20 protein-coding genes, 1 tRNA gene and 1 pseudogene are annotated in these 19,901 nt (G+C 68.7%); 6 read left to right on the top strand and 16 right to left on the bottom strand.

Translation table 11 applies throughout. The features are described 5' to 3' along the window. Positions 1-23 precede the first annotated feature (23 nt). Positions 24-96, bottom strand: a tRNA-Asn gene (locus tag ABQE93_RS17320). 144 nt (positions 97-240) lie between these two features. Between ABQE93_RS17320 and ABQE93_RS17315 the strand changes: the two genes are divergently transcribed. Beyond that, the gene (locus tag ABQE93_RS17315) at positions 241-498 is read left to right on the top strand and encodes a hypothetical protein (RefSeq protein WP_448409390.1); all 258 of its coding nucleotides are present in this window, start codon (positions 241-243) and stop codon (positions 496-498) included. On the opposite strand, the gene ABQE93_RS17310 is transcribed toward ABQE93_RS17315, so the two are convergent. From ABQE93_RS17310 to ABQE93_RS17300, 3 genes are all read right to left on the bottom strand, one after another. Continuing rightward, the gene (locus ABQE93_RS17310) at positions 491-787 is read right to left on the bottom strand and encodes a DUF7155 family protein (RefSeq protein WP_448409392.1); all 297 of its coding nucleotides are present in this window, start codon (positions 785-787) and stop codon (positions 491-493) included. The two genes, ABQE93_RS17315 and ABQE93_RS17310, sit on opposite strands and share 8 nt — an antisense overlap. A 65-nt stretch (positions 788-852) precedes the next feature. After that, the gene (dnaG, locus tag ABQE93_RS17305) at positions 853-2,778 is read right to left on the bottom strand and encodes a DNA primase (protein WP_448409394.1); all 1,926 of its coding nucleotides are present in this window, start codon (positions 2,776-2,778) and stop codon (positions 853-855) included. A 24-nt stretch (positions 2,779-2,802) separates the two neighbouring features. Then, positions 2,803-4,065 (bottom strand): deoxyguanosinetriphosphate triphosphohydrolase, encoded by a 1,263-nt coding sequence (locus ABQE93_RS17300; RefSeq protein WP_448409396.1) that lies wholly within the window; start codon positions 4,063-4,065, stop codon positions 2,803-2,805. A gap of 72 nt (positions 4,066-4,137) precedes the next feature. On the opposite strand from ABQE93_RS17300, the gene ABQE93_RS17295 reads away from it, so the two are divergent. After that, positions 4,138-6,120, top strand: coding sequence for a TPM domain-containing protein (locus tag ABQE93_RS17295; protein WP_448409397.1), 1,983 nt, complete (start codon positions 4,138-4,140; stop codon positions 6,118-6,120). 75 nt (positions 6,121-6,195) lie between these two features. On the opposite strand, the pseudogene ABQE93_RS17290 reads toward ABQE93_RS17295, so the two are convergent. Next, positions 6,196-7,085: pseudogene (locus ABQE93_RS17290) on the bottom strand (hypothetical protein). 178 nt (positions 7,086-7,263) lie between these two features. Continuing rightward, the gene (locus ABQE93_RS17285; RefSeq protein ID WP_448409399.1) at positions 7,264-8,697 is read right to left on the bottom strand and encodes a glycine--tRNA ligase; all 1,434 of its coding nucleotides are present in this window, start codon (positions 8,695-8,697) and stop codon (positions 7,264-7,266) included. A gap of 31 nt (positions 8,698-8,728) precedes the next feature. On the opposite strand from ABQE93_RS17285, the gene ABQE93_RS17280 reads away from it, so the two are divergent. Then, positions 8,729-9,100 carry an ArsR/SmtB family transcription factor gene (locus ABQE93_RS17280; protein ID WP_448409400.1) on the top strand — a complete coding sequence of 124 codons (372 nt, stop codon included), beginning with the start codon at positions 8,729-8,731 and terminating at the stop codon, positions 9,098-9,100. Beyond that, complete coding sequence (locus ABQE93_RS17275) at positions 9,097-9,492, top strand: Fur family transcriptional regulator (RefSeq protein ID WP_448409401.1); 396 nt, start codon at positions 9,097-9,099, stop codon at positions 9,490-9,492. The genes ABQE93_RS17280 and ABQE93_RS17275 overlap by 4 nt, the downstream gene beginning before the upstream one ends. On the opposite strand, the gene ABQE93_RS17270 is transcribed toward ABQE93_RS17275, so the two are convergent. From ABQE93_RS17270 to recO, 3 genes are read right to left on the bottom strand one after another with little or no spacing between them, the layout of a single operon-like run. Next, positions 9,481-9,906: a hypothetical protein gene (locus tag ABQE93_RS17270; protein ID WP_448409402.1), complete on the bottom strand. Its 426-nt coding sequence runs from the start codon at positions 9,904-9,906 to the stop codon at positions 9,481-9,483. The two genes, ABQE93_RS17275 and ABQE93_RS17270, sit on opposite strands and share 12 nt — an antisense overlap. After that, positions 9,906-10,802: a decaprenyl diphosphate synthase gene (locus ABQE93_RS17265; RefSeq protein WP_448409403.1), complete on the bottom strand. Its 897-nt coding sequence runs from the start codon at positions 10,800-10,802 to the stop codon at positions 9,906-9,908. Before ABQE93_RS17265 ends, ABQE93_RS17270 begins: the two co-directional genes overlap by 1 nt. After that, a complete protein-coding gene (recO, locus tag ABQE93_RS17260; protein WP_448409453.1) occupies positions 10,735-11,592 on the bottom strand; it encodes a DNA repair protein RecO in 858 nt (285 codons plus the stop codon). Before recO ends, ABQE93_RS17265 begins: the two co-directional genes overlap by 68 nt. 63 nt (positions 11,593-11,655) lie before the next feature. Between recO and ABQE93_RS17255 the strand changes: the two genes are divergently transcribed. Beyond that, a complete protein-coding gene (locus ABQE93_RS17255; protein ID WP_448409404.1) occupies positions 11,656-13,146 on the top strand; it encodes an amidase in 1,491 nt (496 codons plus the stop codon). Between the two features lie 10 nt (positions 13,147-13,156). After that, positions 13,157-13,708: a CAP domain-containing protein gene (locus ABQE93_RS17250; protein ID WP_448409406.1), complete on the top strand. Its 552-nt coding sequence runs from the start codon at positions 13,157-13,159 to the stop codon at positions 13,706-13,708. A gap of 4 nt (positions 13,709-13,712) precedes the next feature. On the opposite strand, the gene era is transcribed toward ABQE93_RS17250, so the two are convergent. The 7 genes from era to dnaJ form a co-directional block, all read right to left on the bottom strand. Beyond that, positions 13,713-14,612 (bottom strand): GTPase Era, encoded by a 900-nt coding sequence (gene era, locus ABQE93_RS17245; protein ID WP_448409407.1) that lies wholly within the window; start codon positions 14,610-14,612, stop codon positions 13,713-13,715. Continuing rightward, entirely contained in the window at positions 14,609-14,926 is a 318-nt protein-coding gene (locus ABQE93_RS17240; RefSeq protein WP_448409408.1) for a cytidine deaminase-like protein, read from the bottom strand. The genes era and ABQE93_RS17240 overlap by 4 nt, the downstream gene beginning before the upstream one ends. Further along, a complete protein-coding gene (locus ABQE93_RS17235; protein ID WP_448409409.1) occupies positions 14,919-16,211 on the bottom strand; it encodes a hemolysin family protein in 1,293 nt (430 codons plus the stop codon). Before ABQE93_RS17235 ends, ABQE93_RS17240 begins: the two co-directional genes overlap by 8 nt. Beyond that, complete coding sequence (gene ybeY, locus ABQE93_RS17230; protein ID WP_448409411.1) at positions 16,208-16,744, bottom strand: rRNA maturation RNase YbeY; 537 nt, start codon at positions 16,742-16,744, stop codon at positions 16,208-16,210. Before ybeY ends, ABQE93_RS17235 begins: the two co-directional genes overlap by 4 nt. A 6-nt stretch (positions 16,745-16,750) precedes the next feature. Next, a complete protein-coding gene (locus ABQE93_RS17225; protein WP_448409412.1) occupies positions 16,751-17,812 on the bottom strand; it encodes a PhoH family protein in 1,062 nt (353 codons plus the stop codon). Positions 17,813-17,916: 104 nt separating this feature from the next. Continuing rightward, positions 17,917-18,657 (bottom strand): 16S rRNA (uracil(1498)-N(3))-methyltransferase, encoded by a 741-nt coding sequence (locus tag ABQE93_RS17220; RefSeq protein WP_448409414.1) that lies wholly within the window; start codon positions 18,655-18,657, stop codon positions 17,917-17,919. A 92-nt stretch (positions 18,658-18,749) separates the two neighbouring features. Then, on the bottom strand, positions 18,750-19,901 hold the full coding sequence (gene dnaJ / locus ABQE93_RS17215; protein WP_448409416.1) for a molecular chaperone DnaJ: 1,152 nt from the start codon (positions 19,899-19,901) through the stop codon (positions 18,750-18,752).

The raw sequence follows: 19,901 nt of genomic DNA, 5'->3' as shown, positions 1-19,901 counted from the left end.
TTGATCAACCCTTGGATTACTTGCTCCCCCGGCTGGACTCGAACCAGCAACCCTTCGGTTAACAGCCGAATGCTCTGCCAATTGAGCTACAGGGGACTGCTCCTCCGCGAAACTCCCCGCGGATCGAGGGATGACTCTAGCTTACGTGCCGCGGGGCCCGCCAATACGCCGCCACCCCGCACGCACCCCGCCACGTGAGGCAGGATGGACGCATATGAACCGTCGACTGGGAGGGGCCCTGTGATCCGGTATCTCGTCGTATTGGCTTTCGGCTACGTATTGGGCACGAAGGCCGGCCGACGGCGGTATGAACAGATCGCCGGGACCTACAAGGCAGTGACCGAGAGCCCAGCCGCCAAGGCCGTCATCGATGCAGGCCGTCGTAAGATCGCCGACCGGGTCTCACCGGATCCGGCGCTGGTCACCCTGACCGAGATCGACTCCGAGACCGCGGTGATCGGGCCGGAGAACTCGCAGCGCAGCCAGCGCCCTAGTTGATGCCCTCGGAGATGGTGGTGCCCGGAAGCAGCGGGCCGGTGCTGAAGCCTGCGCCGTCGGGACCGTAGAGACCGATGTACGGCGTGCCGACGTTGACGCCGTTGCCGTTGGAGTAGCCGAGGCACTTGCCGTCTTCTTTGTTGCCGAACCAGGCCAGGCAGTTGCCCTGCGCGACCTGAACGTCAGCGCCGGTAGAAACCACAGCTGCCGCGAACGGCGCCGCGACCGCAGCCACCGCGAAGGCGCCCGCAGCGACGAGCCGCCGCGCCCGGTTGTTGGTCGATGTCACGAGCTTGCCTTTCTGACCGTCCCCCGACGGTTTATAGCCCGCCAACCCTATCGCGTTACCGGGCTTCACGCAGTCATGTCGTCACCGCTGGCCTGTTCCAGCAGGCTGCGGCGGTACGCCTCCATCGCGACCAGGTCGCCGAACAGCGCGTGGTACTCGTCGCCCTGTTCCACCGGCGACATGCGCTGCAGTTTCGACTTCACCTCAGCGATCTGCCGTCCCACCCATACTTCCTGCAACCGGGCCAACACGCCACCGATGTAGCGCGGCAACCGTTCGTCGTCGTCGACGTTGATGGCCTCCACACCGAGTTCGTTGACCAGCCCGGCCGCGGCCGGGGCCCCGGTCTTCTCGCGGACCGCCTCGATCCACTGCCCGCCCGACAGACCCGCCGACGCACCGCCTGCAGCCTCGATCGCCGCGCGCACCGCCGCATACCCGGGATGGGTGAAACTCTCCACGGTCAGCGAGTCGAACACCGGACCGGCCAGCGCCGGGTACTGCAGCGCCGCCTTGAGCGCCTCCCGCTGCGGCCACAGCGTCGGGTCGGCCGGATCGGGCCGCGCTGCCGTAACCGGCTGGCTGGGCGCCCGTCGCGGCGGGGCCTCGGTCACCGCCCCGCGACGACGACGGCGGTCCGGCATCCCGCGCTTCTGCGCCTCCTCACGCACCCGCGACAGCACCTGGCCCTCGTCGCTCCACCCCGTCCATCCCGCCAGCCGTCGCGCATACTCGTCGCGCAGCGCGTAGTCGCGGATCCGAGCCACCAGCGGCACGCACTGACGTAGCGCGTCGACCTGCGCCTGCGGGTCGTTGTCGAGGACGTCGCCGTCGGGAATCAGATTGCGGATCGCGAACTCGAACATCGGGATGCGCCGGGCCACCAGGTCCCGCAGCGCCTTGTCGCCGGACTTCAGCCGCAGATCGCACGGGTCCATCCCGTCGGAAGCGATTGCCACGAAAGACTTTCCGGCCACCTGCTGGTCGCCGTCGAACGCCTTGAGCGCCGCCGCCTGGCCGGCCTCGTCGCCGTCGAAGACGAAGATCAACTCGCCGCGGTACCAGTTGTCGTCCATCATCAACCGGCGCAGCAGCGCCAGGTGACCCTCACCGAAGGCGGTGCCGCACGAGGCCACGGCAGTGGTCTCGTTGGCCAGGTGCATGGCCATCACGTCGGTGTAGCCCTCGACGACGACGGCCCGGTGCGCCTTGGCGATATCGCGTTTGGCCAGATCCAGACCGAACAGCACCGAGGACTTCTTGTACAGCACCGTCTCGGGGGTGTTGATGTACTTGGCTTCCATCGGGTCGTCGTCGAAGATCCGGCGGGCGCCGAAGCCGATCACCTCACCGCCGCTGGCCCGGATCGGCCACAGCAGCCTGCGGTGGAACCGGTCCATGGGGCCGCGGCGACCCTCCCGCGAGAGCCCGGCCGCCTCGAGCTCCTTGAACGCAAACCCCTTGCGCAGCAGGTGTTTCGTCAGGGTGTCCCAGCCCGACGGCGCGAAACCGCAACCGAACCTGGCGGCGGCCTCGGCGTCGAAGCTGCGGTCGAGCAGATACTGACGCGCCGGTCCGGCTTCCTCGGATTGCAGCGCCTCGGCGTAGAACTCCGCCGCGGCGGCGTTGGCGGCCAGCAACCGACTGCGGCTGCCGCGGTCGCGCTGCACGTTCGTGGCGGCCGCGCCGGTGTAGGTGATCGTGTAGCCGACCCGGTCGGCGAGCAGTTCGACCGACTCCACGAAGCTGACGTGCTCGATCTTCTGGACGAAGGCGTAGACGTCACCGCCCTCCCCGCAGCCGAAGCAGTGGAAGTGGCCGTGGTTGGGCCGAACGTGAAACGACGGCGTCTTCTCGTCGTGGAACGGGCACAGCCCCTTCATCGAGTCCGCGCCGGCCCGGCGCAGCTGCACGTAGTCGCCGACCACGTCCTCGATGCGGATGCGTTCACGAATGGCCGCGATGTCTCGATCGGGAATGCGGCCTGCCACGCGGACAGTCTAGGCCCCGCCCGACTACGCTTCCGCCGGTTCCAGCCGCTCCAGCCGGCCCTCGGTGTACGACGCGATCTGGTCGACGATCACCCGGATCCGCGCGCCGTCGTCGGCGGCCGCGTTGAACGCAGGCACGAAGATCGGGTCCAACGTCGCGGGTGCACCCGCCAGCAGCCAACGCGCCACCCGGTGGATGCGTTCGCGCTGCTGTGCCTGCAGCTGCAGGTGCCGCGGGTCGGACATGATGAACTGCAGCGCCAGGATCTTGAGCACGGCGACCTCGGCGCGCACCAGGTCGGGCACGGCCAGATCGGCGGCGTAGCGCACCAGTGGCCCGCGCCCGGCGACCTCCCGGGTCGCCGCGATCGCCGCCGACGCGAAGCGCCCCACCAGCTCACTGGTCAACCGCTTCAGCGCGACGGACGCGCCCAGGGTGCCGTCGTACTTACCGACGGCCGCCACCACCGGCAGGCTCGACAACCGCGCCGCGGCGGCCTGCAAGTGGTCGGCGGGCAGGCCCGCGCCCATCCCGCTGGATTCGCCCAGCTTGCCCAGTACGGCGGCCGCGTCGTCGTCGGCCAGCACCCGCATGTCGATGCGTCCGGAGATGACGCCGTCCTCGACGTCGTGCACCGAGTAGGCGACGTCGTCGGCCCAGTCCATGACCTGGGCCTCCAGGCACGGCCGGCGCGCCGGGGCGTCCGAGCGGATCCAGTCGGCGGTGGCCGCGTCGTCTTCGTAGAAACCGAACTTGCGGTGCTGCTCATCGCGGCGCCACGGATACTTGGTGACGGCGTCCAACGCGGCGCGCGTGAGGTTCAGGCCGGCGCTACGACCCTGTGCATCAAGGATTTTGGGTTCGAGGTGGGTGAGGATCCGGATGTTTTGGGCGTTGCCCTCGAACCCGCCGTGATCGGCGGCGAACTCGGCCAGCGCGCGCTCACCGTTGTGCCCGTAGGGCGGATGCCCGATGTCGTGCGCCAACCCGGCCAGGTCGACGAGGTCGGGGTCACAGCCCAACCCGATGGCCATGCCGCGGCCGATCTGGGCCACCTCCAGCGAGTGGGTCAGCCGGGTACGCGGCGTCTCGCCTTCGCGCGGGCCGACGACCTGGGTCTTGTCGGCCAGCCGGCGCAGCGCCGCGCTGTGCAGCACGCGGGCCCGGTCGCGGGCGAAGTCGGTGCGGTGCTCGGTGTCGGTGCCCGGCAGGCCGGCAGCCTTGGCCGGTTCGACCACCTGCCGCTCTCGGTCGAACTCGTTGTACGGATCGGAATTCGCTGCCACCGGACCACAGTCTGCCAGCAGTGTTCGCGGGTAGCGCGTGGTCTCCGCGCGCGCCGCATTACATTGGCGAGCATGCGCCTTGCCCGTCTGCTTCGCCTCGTGTTCGCGGTGCTCGTCGCCGGTGTGCTGCTGGCCCCGGCCGCGGCCGCCGAACCGCCGTTCCGGGTTCCGGGCTACGTCACCGACAGCGCGGGCGTGCTGTCGCCCGACCAGCGTGCCCAGGTCGAGAGCGCCGTCGAGCAGCTCTACACCGAACAGCGGGTGCGGCTGTGGGTGGTCTACGTCGACAGTTTCGGGCAGAGCCCGGTGCGCTGGGCGCGAACCACCATGCAGCTCAGCGACTTCGGTGACCGCGACGCGCTGTTGGCGGTGGCCACCAACGAACGCGCCTACGCTTTCCAGGTTTCGTCGAGCGTGATGGACCAGTCCGACGCGGGGGCGCTGCAGCGCGACGACATCGAACCGGCGCTGCGCCGCGGCGACTGGGCGGGTGCGGCGATCGCGGCGGCCACCGGTCTGAACACCACGTCGGAAGGCGGGGTCAGCTGGGTGTCGGTGTTGGTGGTGCTGGCGGTGATCGGCTTGGTGGTGCTGGCGTTGTGGCTGTGGAGCCGGCGCCGACGGAGCAAGCGCCGCGAGGCCGAGTTCGCCGCGGCCCGACGCGTCGACCCGACGGATCCCAATGCGTTGGCGAAGGTGTCGCTGGACGCGCTCGACGACCTGTCGCGGTCGATGGTCGTCGAGGTCGACAACGCGCTTCTCACCAGCGAGCACGAACTCGAGTTGGCCGTCGAGGAGTTCGGCGAAGAGCAGACAGCGAAGTTCGCAGAGGCGGTGCACAATGCGAAAGCGACTCTGACGCAGGCGTTCAACGTGCGCCAGCAACTCGACGACGCGATCCCCGAGATCCCGGCGCAGCGCCGTGACCTGTTGACGCGCGTGGTGGTGGCCGCTGCGAAGGCCGACCGTGAACTCGACGCGCGCAGTGAGGAGTTCGCGCGGCTGCGGGATCTGGTGATCAACGCGCCGTCCCGGCTGAACAAGATGACCCAGAAGGTCGTCGACATCACCGCGCGCATCGAACCGTCGCGCCAAAAGCTGGCCGAACTGCACAACGAGTTCGACGCCGACGCGCTGACGTCGGTGGCCGACAACGTCGATGCGGCCAAGGAGTTGCTGGCGTTCGCCGACGACAACATCACCCGGGCGCGCGAGTTGGCCGAGCGGCCCGTGCCCGGACGTCAGACCGAGCTTGTCGAGAGCGTGCGGGCCGGCGAATCTGCTTTGGGGCAGGCCAATTCGCTGCTGGACGCGGTCGACAGCGCGGCCAGCGATATCCGCCGCGCCGCGGCCGGCTTGCCAGCCGCGATCGAGGACATCAAGGCCGGTATCGCGCAGGCCGGGGACCTGTTGTCGCAGGGGTCGGTGCCGCAGGCAGCAGAGCTGACGGCGGCGCGCGACGCCGCGGCCGCCGCCGTCGCCGCCGCGCAGCGCAAAGGTTCGGTGGATCCGCTCGGCACGTTCACCGAGCTGACCAAGGCCGACGCCGATCTGGACCGGCTGTTGGCCGCCGTCGAGAAGGAACGCGAGGCCGCCGACCGGCTGAACCGCACGCTGGAGGAGGCGTTGTTCACCGCCCGGTCACGGGTGCGTTCGGTGTCGGACTTCATCGACACCCGACGCGGCACCATCGGTCCAGAGGCGCGCACGCGGCTGGCCGAGGCGGTGCGGCAGATCGGCGCCGCAGAAGCCAAGCGGTCGACGGATCCGGCGGAGGCCGTCGCGCACGCCAACGGCGCGGCGATGCTGGCCGCCCAGGCGCAGGCGCTGGCCAACGCCGACGTCGAAGCGGCGCGACGCAGCTACATGGGTCCCTACGGCGGCGGGGGCGGCGGCGGGAACATGGGCGCGGTCATCGGCGGCATCCTGATCGGCAACATGCTGGGCGGCGCGATGCGGGGCGGCTTCGGCGGGGGTTTCGGCGGGGGCGGGTTCAGCCCGGGGTCGTTCGGCGGCTCCGGCGGCGGGTTTTCGGGTGGCGGCGGCCGCTTCTAGTCCCGGTTTTACTTTCACCGCGAGCGTGCGTGTCTGAGGCCGACACGCCGCCGAAAGCAGCGAGTTTGCGCACGCTCACGCCGCCCGCGACCGCCGCAACTCGGCCTCGATGCGGCGCAACATGGCGGCCGGTCTGAACTTGACGTCGTCGAAAACCACCGACAGGACACTCCAGTCGATCTCGTTCAGCGCGGCTCGCTTCTGGCGATCCCGACGAAGGCTGTCCCGGTCGCTGTGCCAGTCGAAGCCGTCGTACTCGACAGCGAGTCGGTGTTCCGGCCAGGCGAAGTCGACTCGCCAGATCCGGAAGTCGCGGTCGACGATCTCGTATTGCAGTTCGGCGGGCGGCATTCCACCATCGATCATGACCAGCCGAACCTCACTTTCCATCGGAGATTCGGCTTCGGGTCGTGCCAGCGGGATCAGGTCGCGCACCGCCACGATCCCGCGCCTGCCGGCTTGTCGTGCGGCCGCGGCGCGCAACTGACGCGCGTCGCACAGGCCGCTTCGCAGGGCGGCATCAAGCGTGTGGCAAGTGCGCGCGGGCGACGCAGACCCCGCGCCACCTCCACGGCGGTCCACGCGGGTGCCGTCGCTGGCCGGCCGTCGACCTCGCCCAACGGCGCACCTTCGCGGCGATGGACGAACAGCCCGTCGGAGTTACGCAGTTGGTGGCCTTCGGGATTGAGAACATGAAGGTCACTGACGTCTTCGGTGTCGAACCCGTACGCAGCCGCGGCGGTGCCAAGACAGATCGCGACGGGCTCACCGGCACGCAGATCCAACCCTTTGAGCCGCGTCATGTTGTCCGGCTCATCAAGGCTGTAGATACCCGGCCAGACCTTCACCAGTTGCCCGGTGCGGATCTTGGTGTCGAGCCGACTTCGGCCCATTGCATCCAGTAGTTGAGCGGTGGTGGCGACGCCACCTTGCGCTTGGATGAGCATCTCGATATCGCCTGTCATGGCGACTAATCCTCAGCGAGGCGCGCGCGAGCACCGCGACCTTTTCGGTCCGGCTGTGGACGAATACGCGGCTGGGGATAACCCGGTGCGCCGTGAGCGTGCGCAAACTCTTCGTCTGATGCGGCGTGTCGCCCTCAAACACGCACGCTCGCGCCGAAAGGGGCTCGCGCCCAAAAAGTCAGCAGCCCTTGAGGCGGGCTGCGAGGTAATCGCTGACGGTGTCTAGTGCGACGCGGTCCTGGGTCATCGCGTCGCGTTCACGGATCGTCACCGCCTGGTCCTCGAGCGTGTCGAAGTCGACCGTCACGCAGAACGGGGTGCCTATCTCGTCCTGGCGGCGGTACCGCCTGCCGATCGCGCCGGCGTCGTCGAACTCGACGTTCCAGTACTTGCGCAGTTCAGCGGCGAGGTCGCGGGCTTTCGGCGACAGGTCGGGGTTGCGCGACAGCGGTAGCACCGCGGCCTTGACCGGCGCCAGCCGCGGATCGAGCCGCAGCACCGTGCGTTTGTCCACCCCGCCCTTGGCGTTGGGGGCCTCGTCCTCGGCGTAGGCATCGACGAGAAACGCCATGAACGAGCGGGTCAGCCCCGCCGCCGGTTCGATGACATAGGGCACATAGCGCGCGTCGGTGGCTTGATCGTAGAACGACAGGTCGACGCCGGAATGCTTGGTGTGCGTGGACAAGTCGAAGTCGGTGCGGTTGGCCACACCTTCCAGCTCACCCCACGGGCTGCCCGTGAACCCGAACTTGTACTCGATGTCGACCGTGCGTTCGGAGTAGTGCGACAACTTCTCCTGGGGATGTTCGTAGAGCCGCAGGTTGTCGCGGTCGATGCCGAGGTCGACGTACCACTGCAGGCGTTCGTCGATCCAATACTGGTGCCACTCACGGGCGGTCGACGGTTCGACGAAGAACTCCATCTCCATCTGTTCGAACTCGCGGGTGCGGAAGATGAAGTTGCCCGGTGTGATCTCGTTGCGAAAGCTCTTGCCGGTCTGGGCGATTCCGAACGGCGGCTTCTTACGTGCCGTTGTCACCACGTTCGCGAAGTTGACGAAGATGCCCTGCGCCGTCTCCGGGCGCAGATAGTGCAGGCCCTCCTCGGTCTCGATCGGGCCGAGGTAGGTCTTGAGCATCATGTTGAAGTCGCGTGGTTCGGTCCACTGCCCCTTGGTGCCGCAGTCCGGGCAGGCGATCTCGTCCATCGGCACCGCGTCGGGGTCGTCGAGACCCTTCTTGGCGGCGTATGCCTCCTGCATGTGGTCCTGGCGGTGACGCTTGTGGCAGTTGAGGCACTCGACGAGCGGGTCGTTGAACACGTCGACGTGCCCGGAGGCCACCCACACCTCGCGCGGCAGGATGATCGCGCTGTCGAGGCCGACGACGTCGTCGCGGCTGGTGACCACCGAACGCCACCACTGCCGCTTGATGTTCTCCTTGAGTTCCACCCCGAGCGGGCCGTAGTCCCACGCCGACTTGGTTCCGCCGTAGATCTCGCCGGACTGAAAGACCAGGCCGCGACGCTTGGCCAGGTTAGCCACGGTGTCGATGATCGAAGAAGAGGAAGCCACGACTGCACAGCCTAGCGACCCGCTCGGCCCCGTTGACATGCGCAACCGCGCATGTATGGTGGGCACCATAATGGAAATCGTTTCCACTTTGGCCGGCGACGCCGACACCGCCGGCACCCACGACCACAGCGGCGCACCGTTTCCTGAACTACCGCCCCGCGACGTGCTCGACACCTCCGGCGATCTGCTGCGCGCGCTGGCCGCGCCGGTGCGCATCGCGATCGTGCTCCAGCTGCGCGAATCGGCCCGCTGCGTGCACGAGCTCGTCGACGCGCTGAGCGTGCCGCAACCGTTGGTCAGCCAGCATCTGCGCATCCTCAAGGCGGCCGGTGTGGTCGCCGGTGAACGCTCCGGCCGGGAAGTGATGTACCACCTGGTCGATCACCACCTCGCCGACATCGTCGTCGCCGCCGTCACCCACGCGGGCGAGGGCACCACATGACCGCAACCGGCGTGCGCTCGACGCGCCAGCGCGCCGCGGTCGCCGCGCTGCTCGAGAAGACCGACGAGTTCCGCTCCGCGCAGGAACTGCACGACGAACTGCGCAGGCGCGGCGAAGGCATCGGCCTGACCACCGTCTACCGCACGCTGCAGCAGATGGCGGCCGCAGGCATCGTCGACACGTTGCGCAACGACACCGGCGAAGCGGTGTACCGGCGGTGCTCCGACGACCACCACCACCATCTGGTGTGCCGGGCCTGCGGCGCGACCGTCGAGATCCAGGGCCGCGACGTGGAGACCTGGGCCGCCGACGTCGCCCGCGAACACGGGTTCTCCGACGTCACCCACACGATCGAGATCTTCGGGCGCTGCGGGGACTGCTCAGCCGACTAGCGCGCGCCGCACGTCCGCGCCGGTGGCCAACACCATGAGGACCAGCGTGCGCAGCGCATCGTCGCTCAGGCCTGCGGCGGGAAAGTTGTAGCGCAGCAACACATCTGCGGCCTTCTTGGAGTTGCGCTTGGCCCCTGCGGCGATCTTCGCCGGCGCGCTCTTGGTCGCCAGCGACACGGTGCCCAGCAACGTGTTGTGCGCGTGGTCGGCCACCTCGGCGCGCAGCTTGGCGTCGTAGGGCAGATCCCACGCCAGGATCTGGGTCAGCGCCACCATTTCCAGGCCCTCGGCGATCGTCACCGCGCGCAGCGAGGCCAACGTCTCGTCGTGCTGCACGGTGACCGCGCCGTCGTCCTCCTGCTGCACCGGCAGGATCTCTGCGAGCACCGTGGCGAGCCGTTCCTGCAGCGCCATCAGGCCCGCCCGAAACGACGGTTGCGGTTCACGTATTCCTCACACGCCGCCCACAGATCGCGGCGGTCGTAATCGGGCCACAGCTTGTCCTGGAAGACGAACTCGGCGTAGGCAGCCTGCCACAGCAGGAAGTTGCTGGCCCGCTGCTCCCCCGACGTCCGGATGAACAGGTCGACGTCGGGAATGTCGGCGCGGTGCAGATGTTTGGCGAACGTCGCCTCACTGATGCGGGACGGGTTGATCTTGCCGTCGGCCGCCTCCTGCGCCAGTGCGCGCGTAGCCTCGACGATCTCGGTGCGCCCGCCGTAGTTCACGCAGTAGTTGATTGTGATGACGTCATTGCCGACGGTCATCTGCTCGGCGATGTCGAACTCCTTGATCACGCTGCGCCACATGCGGGGCCGCGAGCCGACCCAGCGCATCCGCACGCCCATGTCGTTGAGGTTCTCGCGGCGCCGGCGCACCACCTCACGGTTGAAGCCCATCAAAAAGCGCACCTCTTCGGTGCTGCGTTTCCAGTTTTCGGTGGAGAACGCATAAACGGTCAGGTGTTTGATGCCGATTTCGATTGCGCCGCAGGTGATGTCGATGAGCACCGCCTCGCCCATCTTGTGCCCCTCGGTGCGGTGCAGTCCACGCTGGGTGGCCCAGCGTCCGTTGCCGTCCATGACGACTGCGACATGGTTGGGCACCTGGTCGGCGGGGATCTGCGGGGCGGCGGCCTTCGACGTGTGCTGGGGCGGACGGGCGAACCTGCCGTTCGTACCTGCGGGGATCTCGGGGAAAACGACCGGCCACGTCGACTTGTCGGGGAAGCTCGGATAGTCCTCAGGCGCCGGAGGCAGCTGGGGGTAGGTCTGCTTGCGCGTCCTTTGCCCAGCCCTCTTCACTGCCATGGGCCACATCCTGCCCGAACAGGGACACGCGCTGATCGGCCAGGGTCTTATCCACCCGATAGACCCGCTCGACCAGCGGCAATGTCCGCAATTGACGCTCCAGATGCCACTGCAGGTGCGCGGCCACCAGGCCGCTGGCCTGGCTGCGATGCGACGACGTGGTCGCTTGCGCATACTCCCAGTCCCCGTCGTGCAGGGCGACCATCAGGTCCAGCACGGGTTGCGGCGGCGTCACCGACCCCGACGGGCGGCAATGCACGCACACGCTTCCGCCGGCCGCCACATGAAACGCGCGGTGCGGCCCGGGGGCGGCGCAGCGGGCGCATTCGCTCAGCGCAGGCGCCCAGCCCGCGATCCCCATGGCCCGCAACAGGTAGGCATCCAGCACGAGTTCGCGGGGCCTGGCCCCGTCGGCCACCGCCCGCAACGCGGCCACGGTCAGCCGGTGCAGCGCGGGCATCGGCACCCGTTCCTCGCCCGCCAGCCGTTCGGCGGTCTCCAGCATGGCGCACGCACAGGTGTAGCGGCCGTAGTCGCTGACGATGTCGCTGGCGAACGCGTCGATGGCCTGCACCTGGGTGACGATGTCGAGGTTGCGGCCCGGATGCAGTTGAACGTCGATGTGCGCGAACGGCTCCAGCCTGGCCCCGAACTTGCTGCGGGTGCGCCGCACCCCCTTGGCCACCGCCCGCACCAACCCGTGCTGGCGGGTCAGCAGGGTGACGATCCGGTCGGCCTCGCCGAGCTTGTGCTGGCGCAGCACCACCGCCCGGTCCCGATACAGCCGCATCGTTACAGTCTCCCACTGCATCCGACAGATCCTTGTTTCGCAGCGCCGATATCCTGGTACGTGATGGTCGACACTGCCCGTTTTCCTACTCTCACGCAGCAACTTTTCCAGCTGGCGAGCGGCTCCGTCACGTCTGTTGAGCTGACGCGGCGCTCGCTGGACGCGATCGAGGCCAGCCAGCCGACGCTCAACGCGTTTCGGGTGGTCTTGCGGGAGCAGGCATTAGCCGACGCCGCCGCGGCCGACCGTAAACGCGCGGCGGGCGAACAACTTCCGCTGCTGGGCGTGCCGCTCGCGGTCAAGGATGACGTCGACGTGGCCGGGGTGCCGACCCGGTTCGGCGCCGACGGCACGGTGCCGGTGGCCACTAGAGACGCCGAGGTGGTGCGACGGCTGCGCGCGGCGGGCGCGGTGATCGTCGGCAAGACCAACACGTGCGAGCTGGGTCAGTGGCCGTTCACCAGCGGGCCGGGCTTCGGCCACACCCGCAACCCGTGGTCGCGTGAGCACACCCCCGGCGGGTCCTCGGGCGGCAGCGCCGCGGCCGTCGCGGCTGGTCTGGTGACCGCGGCCATCGGCTCTGACGGCGCGGGCAGCGTGCGGATCCCGGCGGCGTGGACGCATCTGGTCGGCATCAAACCGCAACGCGGCCGCATCTCCACCTGGCCGCTGCCCGAGGCGTTCAACGGCATCACCGTCAACGGCGTACTGGCCCGAACCGTCGCGGACGCGGCGATCGTGCTGGACGCGGCGTCGGGCAACGTGCCGGGGGATCTGCATCAGCCGCCTCCGGCGCGGGTCTCGGATTCCGTCGCGCAGGCGCCCGGCCCGCTGCGGGTCGCGATGTCGACGAAGTTTCCGTTCACGGTGTTCCGCGCCACCCTGGACCCGGAGATCCGCGCCGCGATGGACGCCGTCGCCGCCCAGTTGGGCGAACTGGGGCACAGCATCATCGAGGCCGACCCCAGCTACAGCCTCGGTATGTCGTGGAACTTCCTGTCCCGGTCGACGTCGGGGCTGCTGGAATGGGCTGAGCGCCTCGGCTACGGCGTCACCCTGGACACCCGCACCAAGTCCAACCTGCGGATGGGCCGGTTGCTCTCGGAGAACGTGCTGCGCAAGGCCCGCGCACGCGAGGCCGCTGCCCAGCGTCGGATGGGCTGGATCTTCAACATCGCCGACGTCGTGCTGGCGCCGACGACCGCGCAACCACCCCCGCCCGTGCACGATTTCGACCACCGCGGCGGCCTGTCCACCGACCGCACGATGATCAAGGCGTGCCCGGTGACCTGGCCGTGGAACCTGCTGGGCTGGCCGTCGATCAATGTGCCGGCCGGCTTCACCTCGTCCGGGCTGCCGATCGGGGTGCAGCTGATGGGTCCGGCCAACAGCGAGCCGTTGCTGGTCTCGCTGGCCGCGGAGTTGGAGGCGATCAACGGGTGGGCGATGAAGCAACCGCAGCCGTGGTGGACGGTCGGGCCTGCCCCGGATCCCGAGCCGACCGGGCGAGCCGAACCCGACATTGCGGGGTCGATCTCCGACGAGGTCGCGTAATGTGCCGATCATGAAAACGCGGCGCTACGCATATGCGGTGTCCGTCCTGGCCGTTGCGGGCGGCCTGGTGTTCGGAACGTCGGTGGCCAATGCCGACAACAAGCGTCTGAACGACGGTGTGGTCGCCAACGTCTACACGATGCAGCATCTGGCCGGCTGCGACACCGACATCAAGATCAACCCGAAGCTGCGGTTGGCTGCCCAGTGGCATACCAACGACGTGTTGCACAACCGGGCGCTCAACGGCGACATCGGCTCGGACGGGTCGACGGTCACCGACCGCGCGAACCGGGCCGGCTACAACGGTGCGGTCGCCGAGACCGTCGCCATCAACCCGGCGCTGGCCATCAGCGGTATCGAGCTGATCAACCAGTGGTATCACCGGCCCGACTACCACGCGATCATGTCCGACTGCTCCAACGTCGACATCGGCGTGTGGTCGGAGAACCTGATCGACCGCACCGTGGTGGTCGCGGTGTACGGCAAGGGCGACGGCGCCCCGCCGGTCCACGTTCCGGGACAGCGCCCGTTCGGGCAGCCGGGCGCGGGCGCCCCGGGCTGAGGCTCTAAAAGCCCAGCCGGCCCAGCTGTTTGGGGTCGCGCTGCCAGTTCTTGGCGACCTTGACCCGCAGGTCCAGGAACACCTTGGTGCCGAGCAGTTTCTCGATCGCCGTGCGCGCGGCGGTGCCGACTTCGCGCAGCCGCGCACCGCCCTTGCCGATGACGATGCCCTTCTGGCTGTCCCGTTCGACGAACAGGTTCGCGCGCACATCGATGAGATCGTCACGTCCCTCGCGCGGGCTGACCTCTTCGATGACGACGGCCAGCGAGTGCGGGAGTTCATCGCGCACACCTTCGAGCGCGGCCTCGCGGATCAGCTCGGCCATCAGCGTTTCCTCGGGCTCGTCGGTGAGTTCACCGTCGGGATAGAACGCCGGGCCCGGCGGCAGCTGGGCCGCGAGCAGGTCGGTCAGCACGCCGAGGTTCTCTGCGGTGGTCGCCGACACCGGCACGATCTCGGCGTCGGGGCCCACCAGCTCGCTGACCTCGACCAGTTGCGCGGCCACCCGGTCCTTGGCCACCTTGTCGATCTTGGTCACGATCGCCATCAGCGTGGTGTTGGGTGCCACGGCGCGGATCTGCTCGCAGATCCACCGGTCCCCGGGCCCGATCTTCTCGTCGGCGGGGATACACAGCCCGATGACGTCGACCTGGGAGTAGGTCTCCTTCACCAGATCGTTGAGCCGCTGCCCGAGCAGGGTGCGCGGCCGGTGCAGTCCGGGGGTGTCGACCAGGATGATCTGAAAGTCGTCGCGGTGCACGATGCCGCGGATCGTGTGCCGGGTGGTCTGCGGCCGGTTCGACGTGATCGCGACCTTGGCGCCCACCAGCGCGTTGGTCAGCGTCGACTTCCCGGTGTTCGGCCGCCCGACGAAACAGACGAAGCCGGAACGGAATTCGCTCACAACGGTGTACCCGACCGGTCGGTGACGAGAACCGCCGCGTCGGCCGACAGTTCGCGCACCGCAGCCACGCCGGCGTCGTCGGCGCTGCCGCCGACCAGCACCGCGGCTTCCAGCCCGGCGGCGCCGCTGGACACGGCGGCGGCGACGGCGGCCTGCAGGGCGGTGAGCCGCAGCGCGTCCAGAGCGACGGGTGCCCCGGCGTAGGTGCGGCCATCGGCGTCGCGCACGGCCGCGCCGCTGGTCGCTTCGGCGCGGCCCATCGCGCCGCGGGCCAGCGTCACGAGCTTGGCGTCCTCGGGGTCCAGATCAGTCATGGCGCTCCTCTGCGGCCGGTTCCGTCCGGCTGACCAGGACGGTACCGATACGAACCCGGCCGCGATGGTCCGGTCCGCCCTCGGCGCGCAGCCGCAGCCCGTCCCACGTCACCTCGGCGCCGGGCAGCGGAACGCGGCCCAACTCCAGGGCCACCAGCCCGCCGACGGTGTCGACGTCGAGGTCTTCGTCGAAGTCGATGTCGTAGAGCTCGCCGAGGTCTTCGATCGACAGCCGCGCCGACACCCGATACCGCTTGTCGCCCAGGTCTTGCACCGGAACGGTTTCGCCTGCGTCGTATTCGTCGACGATCTCGCCGACGATCTCCTCGAGCACGTCCTCGATGGTGACCAGCCCGGCGATGGCGCCGTACTCGTCGACCAGCAGCGTCATGTGGTTGCGGTCGCGCTGCATCTCCCGCAGCAGCTCGTCGAGCGGTTTGGAGTCCGGCACGAACACCGCGGGCCGCATCACCTCCGACACCTTGGTGCTGCGGCCCCCGTCGGTGGAGTAATAGGTGCGCTGGACAAGGTCTTTGAGGTAGACCACCCCGACGACGTCATCGACGTTCTCGCCGATCACCGGGATCCGGGAGTGCCCGCTGCGCACCGCCAGCGACGTGGCTTGGCCCGCCGACTTGTCCGCCTCGATCCACACCATCTCGGTACGCGGCACCATCACCTCGCGCGCCGGGGTGTCACCGAGTTCGAACACCGACTGGATCATCCGGCGCTCGTCGTCGGCCACCACGCCGCGCTGCTGAGCCAGGTCGACGACCTCGCGCAGTTCGATCTCGGAGGCGAACGGCCCGTTGCGGAAGCCGCGGCCGGGCGTCAGCGCGTTACCGATCAGCACCAGCAGCCTGCTGATCGGGGTCAGCAGCAACGAAAGCGCTTGTAGCGGAAGGGCAGCCAGCAACGCGATCGTGTACGCGTGCTGTCTGCCCAGGGTGCGCGGGCCGACGCCGATCACCACGAAGCTGACCACCACCATGATCGCCGCGGCCGTGACCAACCCCCAGGTCACGCCGAGGTGGTCGTCCAGGTACGCGGCGAGCAACACGGTCGCGCCGACCTCGCATGCGATACGCAGCAGCACGATGAGGTTGATGTAGTGCGGCCGGCCGGCCATCACCTTGGCCAGCCGGACCGCGCCCGGGCGTTCGTCGCGCACGAGTTCGTCGACGCGGGCCGGCGACACCGTGCTCAGCGCCGCGTCGACCGCCGCGAACAGCCCACCGAGACCGACCAGCACGATCGCGACGATCAGCTGCGCGGTGTTGCTCACGGTTGGTCGAAGTATCGGGAGTTGTCCAGCAGCCTGCGTTCCTTTTCGGACTGGCGGTGCTGGTGATAGGACTCGACCTGATCGGCCACCCACTCTTCGAGCAGTTCGCGCTGCAGGGTGAACATCTCCTTTTCCTCATCGGGTTCGGCGTGGTCGTACCCGAGGAGGTGCAGCACACCGTGCACGGTCAGCAGGGCGAGTTCCTGGCCCAGCGAGTGGCCGGCCGCCGCGGCCTGTTCGGCGGCGAACTGCGGACACAGCGCGATGTCGCCGAGCAACGCCGGCCCGGGCTCGGGCGCATCCGGCCGACCGCCCGGTTCGAGCTCGTCCATCGGAAAGCTCATCACGTCGGTGGGCCCGGGCAGGTCCATCCACCGCATGTGCAGGTCGGCCATCGCCGCGGTGTCGAGCAGCACCATCGACAGTTCGGCCGCCGGGTGCACGTTCATCTTGCGGATGACGAACCGGGCGATGCTGATCAGCTCGTCTTCGGAGACGTCGATGCCCGACTCGTTGGACACCTCAATGCTCATAATCGGTTACCGTCGCGACCTGTTCCCCGCTGCGCGCCGTTGAGCCCGGTTGACCAAGCCCGGCTCCTCGTATTTCGCGTACGCATCGACGATTTCGGAGACCAGCCGATGCCGCACCACGTCGGCGCTGGTGAGTTCGGCGAAGTGGATGTCGTCGATCCCGTCGAGAATCTGCATCGCGGCGCGCAACCCCGAGCTGGCAGCACCGGGCAAGTCCACCTGCGTGATATCGCCGGTGACAACGACTTTCGAGCCGAAGCCCAGCCGGGTCAGAAACATCTTCATCTGTTCGGCCGTGGTGTTCTGCGCCTCGTCGAGGATGATGAACGCATCATTCAACGTCCTCCCACGCATATACCCGAGCGGTGCCACCTCGATTACCCCGGCGCTCATCAGCTTTGGGATCAGCTCGGGATCCATCATGTCGTGCAGCGCGTCGTAGAGCGGGCGCAGGTAGGGGTCGATCTTCTCGCTGAGCGTGCCGGGCAGGAAACCGAGCCGCTCCCCCGCCTCGACGGCAGGCCGGGTCAGGATGATCCTGTTGACCTGTTTGGTCTGTAATGCGTTGACCGCCTTGGCCATTGCCAGATACGTCTTGCCGGTGCCCGCCGGGCCGATGCCGAACACGATGGTGTGCGCGTCGATGGCGTCGACGTAGCGTTTCTGGTTCAGCGTCTTGGGCCGGATCGTCTTGCCGCGCCGCGACAGGATGTCGAGGGTCAACACCTCAGCCGGCGACTCGTTGCCCGCGCCGGTGAGCATGCTCACGCTGTGCCGTACGACGTCGGGGGTCAGCGACTGCCCGCGGGCCACGATCGCCATCAACTCCGACACCACGCGTTCGGCCAGCGCGACGTCGGCGGGTTCGCCGGACAAGGTCAGCGCGTTACCGCGCACATGGATATCGGCCGCCAGGACACGCTCGAGCGCGCGCAGGTTCTCGTCGGCGGAACCCAGGAGGCCCACGACATAGGCGGGTGGCACATCGATTCTGGAGCTTGTGCTGCGTACCGACTCCGAAGACTGATCAGCCTGCGACGAGTCAGCGGTCGTCTCGCGGGGCGTCAAGAGGGTTCAGTGCCTGCTTTCTGTGTCTGGCCTGGCGGTTTGTCAAGAACACCCAGTTTACCGCCGGGCGGTGACGCTTCCCAATGATTAGCCCAGACGCCGGCTCACCGCCACCGCGGGGTCAGCACGCCCAGCGCCCCCAACGCGACCGCCGCGGCCGTCGACGTCCGCAGCACCGTCGGGCCCATGCGCACCGGCGTCGCACCCGCGCCGACCAGCGCGGCGACCTCGTCGTCGGTGATGCCGCCTTCCGGGCCGACCACCAGATACACCGCGCCGGCGTCGGCCACCGGCACGTCGGTGAGCGGCTGGGGGGCCGATTCGTGCAGGACCAGCACGACGGCGTCGCCGGTGGCCAACCGCTCGACCAGCTCGGCCGTCGACACCACTCCGCTGACCTGCGGGATGTGGGGGCGCCGCGACTGCCGCGCCGCCGACCGGGCCACCGTGGCCCAACGCCGCAGCCCCTTGTCGATTTTGGCCGCGCCGTCCCATCTGGCGACACACCGGGCCGCCTGCCAGGGCACGAACGCGTCGGCTCCGGCTTCGGTCGCCAGTTCGACGGCCAGCTCCGCGCGGTCGGACTTCGGTAGCGCCTGCACGACGGTGACCGTCGGCGCCGGCGGGGGCACGAACCGGCGGTTCAGCACCCGCGCGGTCAGCCTGCCCTTGGCCGTCTCCTCGACGACGCACTGCGCCAGTTCGCCTGCGCCGTCGCTGAGGTTGAGGTGCTCGCCGACGCGGATGCGACGCACGTTGGCGGCGTGAAATCCCTCGTCGCCGTCGACAACCGCGAGCTCGCCGACCCCGGGCAGCGTGTCGACGTAGAACAGCGCGTCGGTCATGCGCGTTTTCGCCGAGATCTGCGCCAGGGTCGTTGGGACGCCGAAATCACGACCCTGGTGTGGATTTCGCGGCCCGCCAACGACACGTCGGGTCAGCGGCCGCTGAACGTCTCGCGCAGCCGGGAGAACAACCCGCCGCCGGACGAGCCCGCGGCGCCGTTGGTGGAGCGGACTTCGGCGGTGTCCTTGGCGCGGTGTTCCTTCAGCTTGCGCAGCAACTCGATGTCCTCGTGGTCCAGCCGCGACGGCACGACGACCTCGATGTGGGCGTGCAGATCGCCGCGCACCCCGGACCGCAGATGCGGCATGCCGCGGCCGCGAAGCGTCGTCACCTGACCGGGCTGGGTGCCCGCCGGGATGGTGATCTCGGTCGGGCCGTCCAGAATCGCGTCGACGGTGACGGTGGTGCCCAGCGCGGCGTCGACCATCGGCACCGAGACCGTGCAGTGCAGGTCGTCGTTGTCGCGGACGAAGATCTCATGCGGCTTCTCGTGCACCTCGACGTAGAGGTCGCCTGCCGGGCCGCCGCCTGGGCCGACCTCGCCCTGGGCGGCCAACCGCACCCGCATCCCGTCGCCCACACCGGCGGGGATCTTGACGCTGATCTCGCGCCGCGCGCGCACCCGCCCGTCGCCGCCGCACCGGTGGCAGGGGTCGGGGATGACCTCGCCGACCCCGCCGCACACCGGGCACGGCCGCGACGTCATGACCTGCCCGAGCAGCGAACGCTGCACGGTCTGGATCTCGCCGCGGCCACCGCAGGTATCGCAGGTGGCGGGGCTGGAGTTGCCGTGGGTGCCTTTGCCGTGGCACAGGTCGCACAGCACCGCGGTGTCGACGGTGACCTGTTTGGTCACCCCGGTGGCGCATTCGGTCAGGTCCAGCCGCATCCGCAGCAGCGAGTCCGAACCAGGCCGGACCCGGCCCACCGGGCCGCGGGTGGCCTGCCCGCCGCCGAAGAACGCCTCGAACACATCGCCCAGCCCGCCGAACCCGGCGAAGCCGTTGCCCGCCGCCGCGCCCGCGGATTCCAGCGGATCGCCGCCGAGATCGACGATGCGGCGTTTCTCCGGATCGCTCAGAACCTCGTAGGCGACGCTGATCTCTTTGAACCGCGTTTGGGCCCCTTCGTCGGGGTTGACGTCGGGATGCAGTTCACGAGCCAGCTTCCGATAGGCGCGTTTGATCTCTGAGTCACTCGCGCCTCTGCTCACACCGAGCAGCCCGTAGTAGTCGCGTGCCAC

The sequence above is a fragment of the Mycolicibacterium sp. XJ662 genome (genome assembly GCF_053484035.1).
Note: the sequence above shows the minus strand (reverse complement) of the source record. Positions and strands in the feature narration are given on the sequence as shown.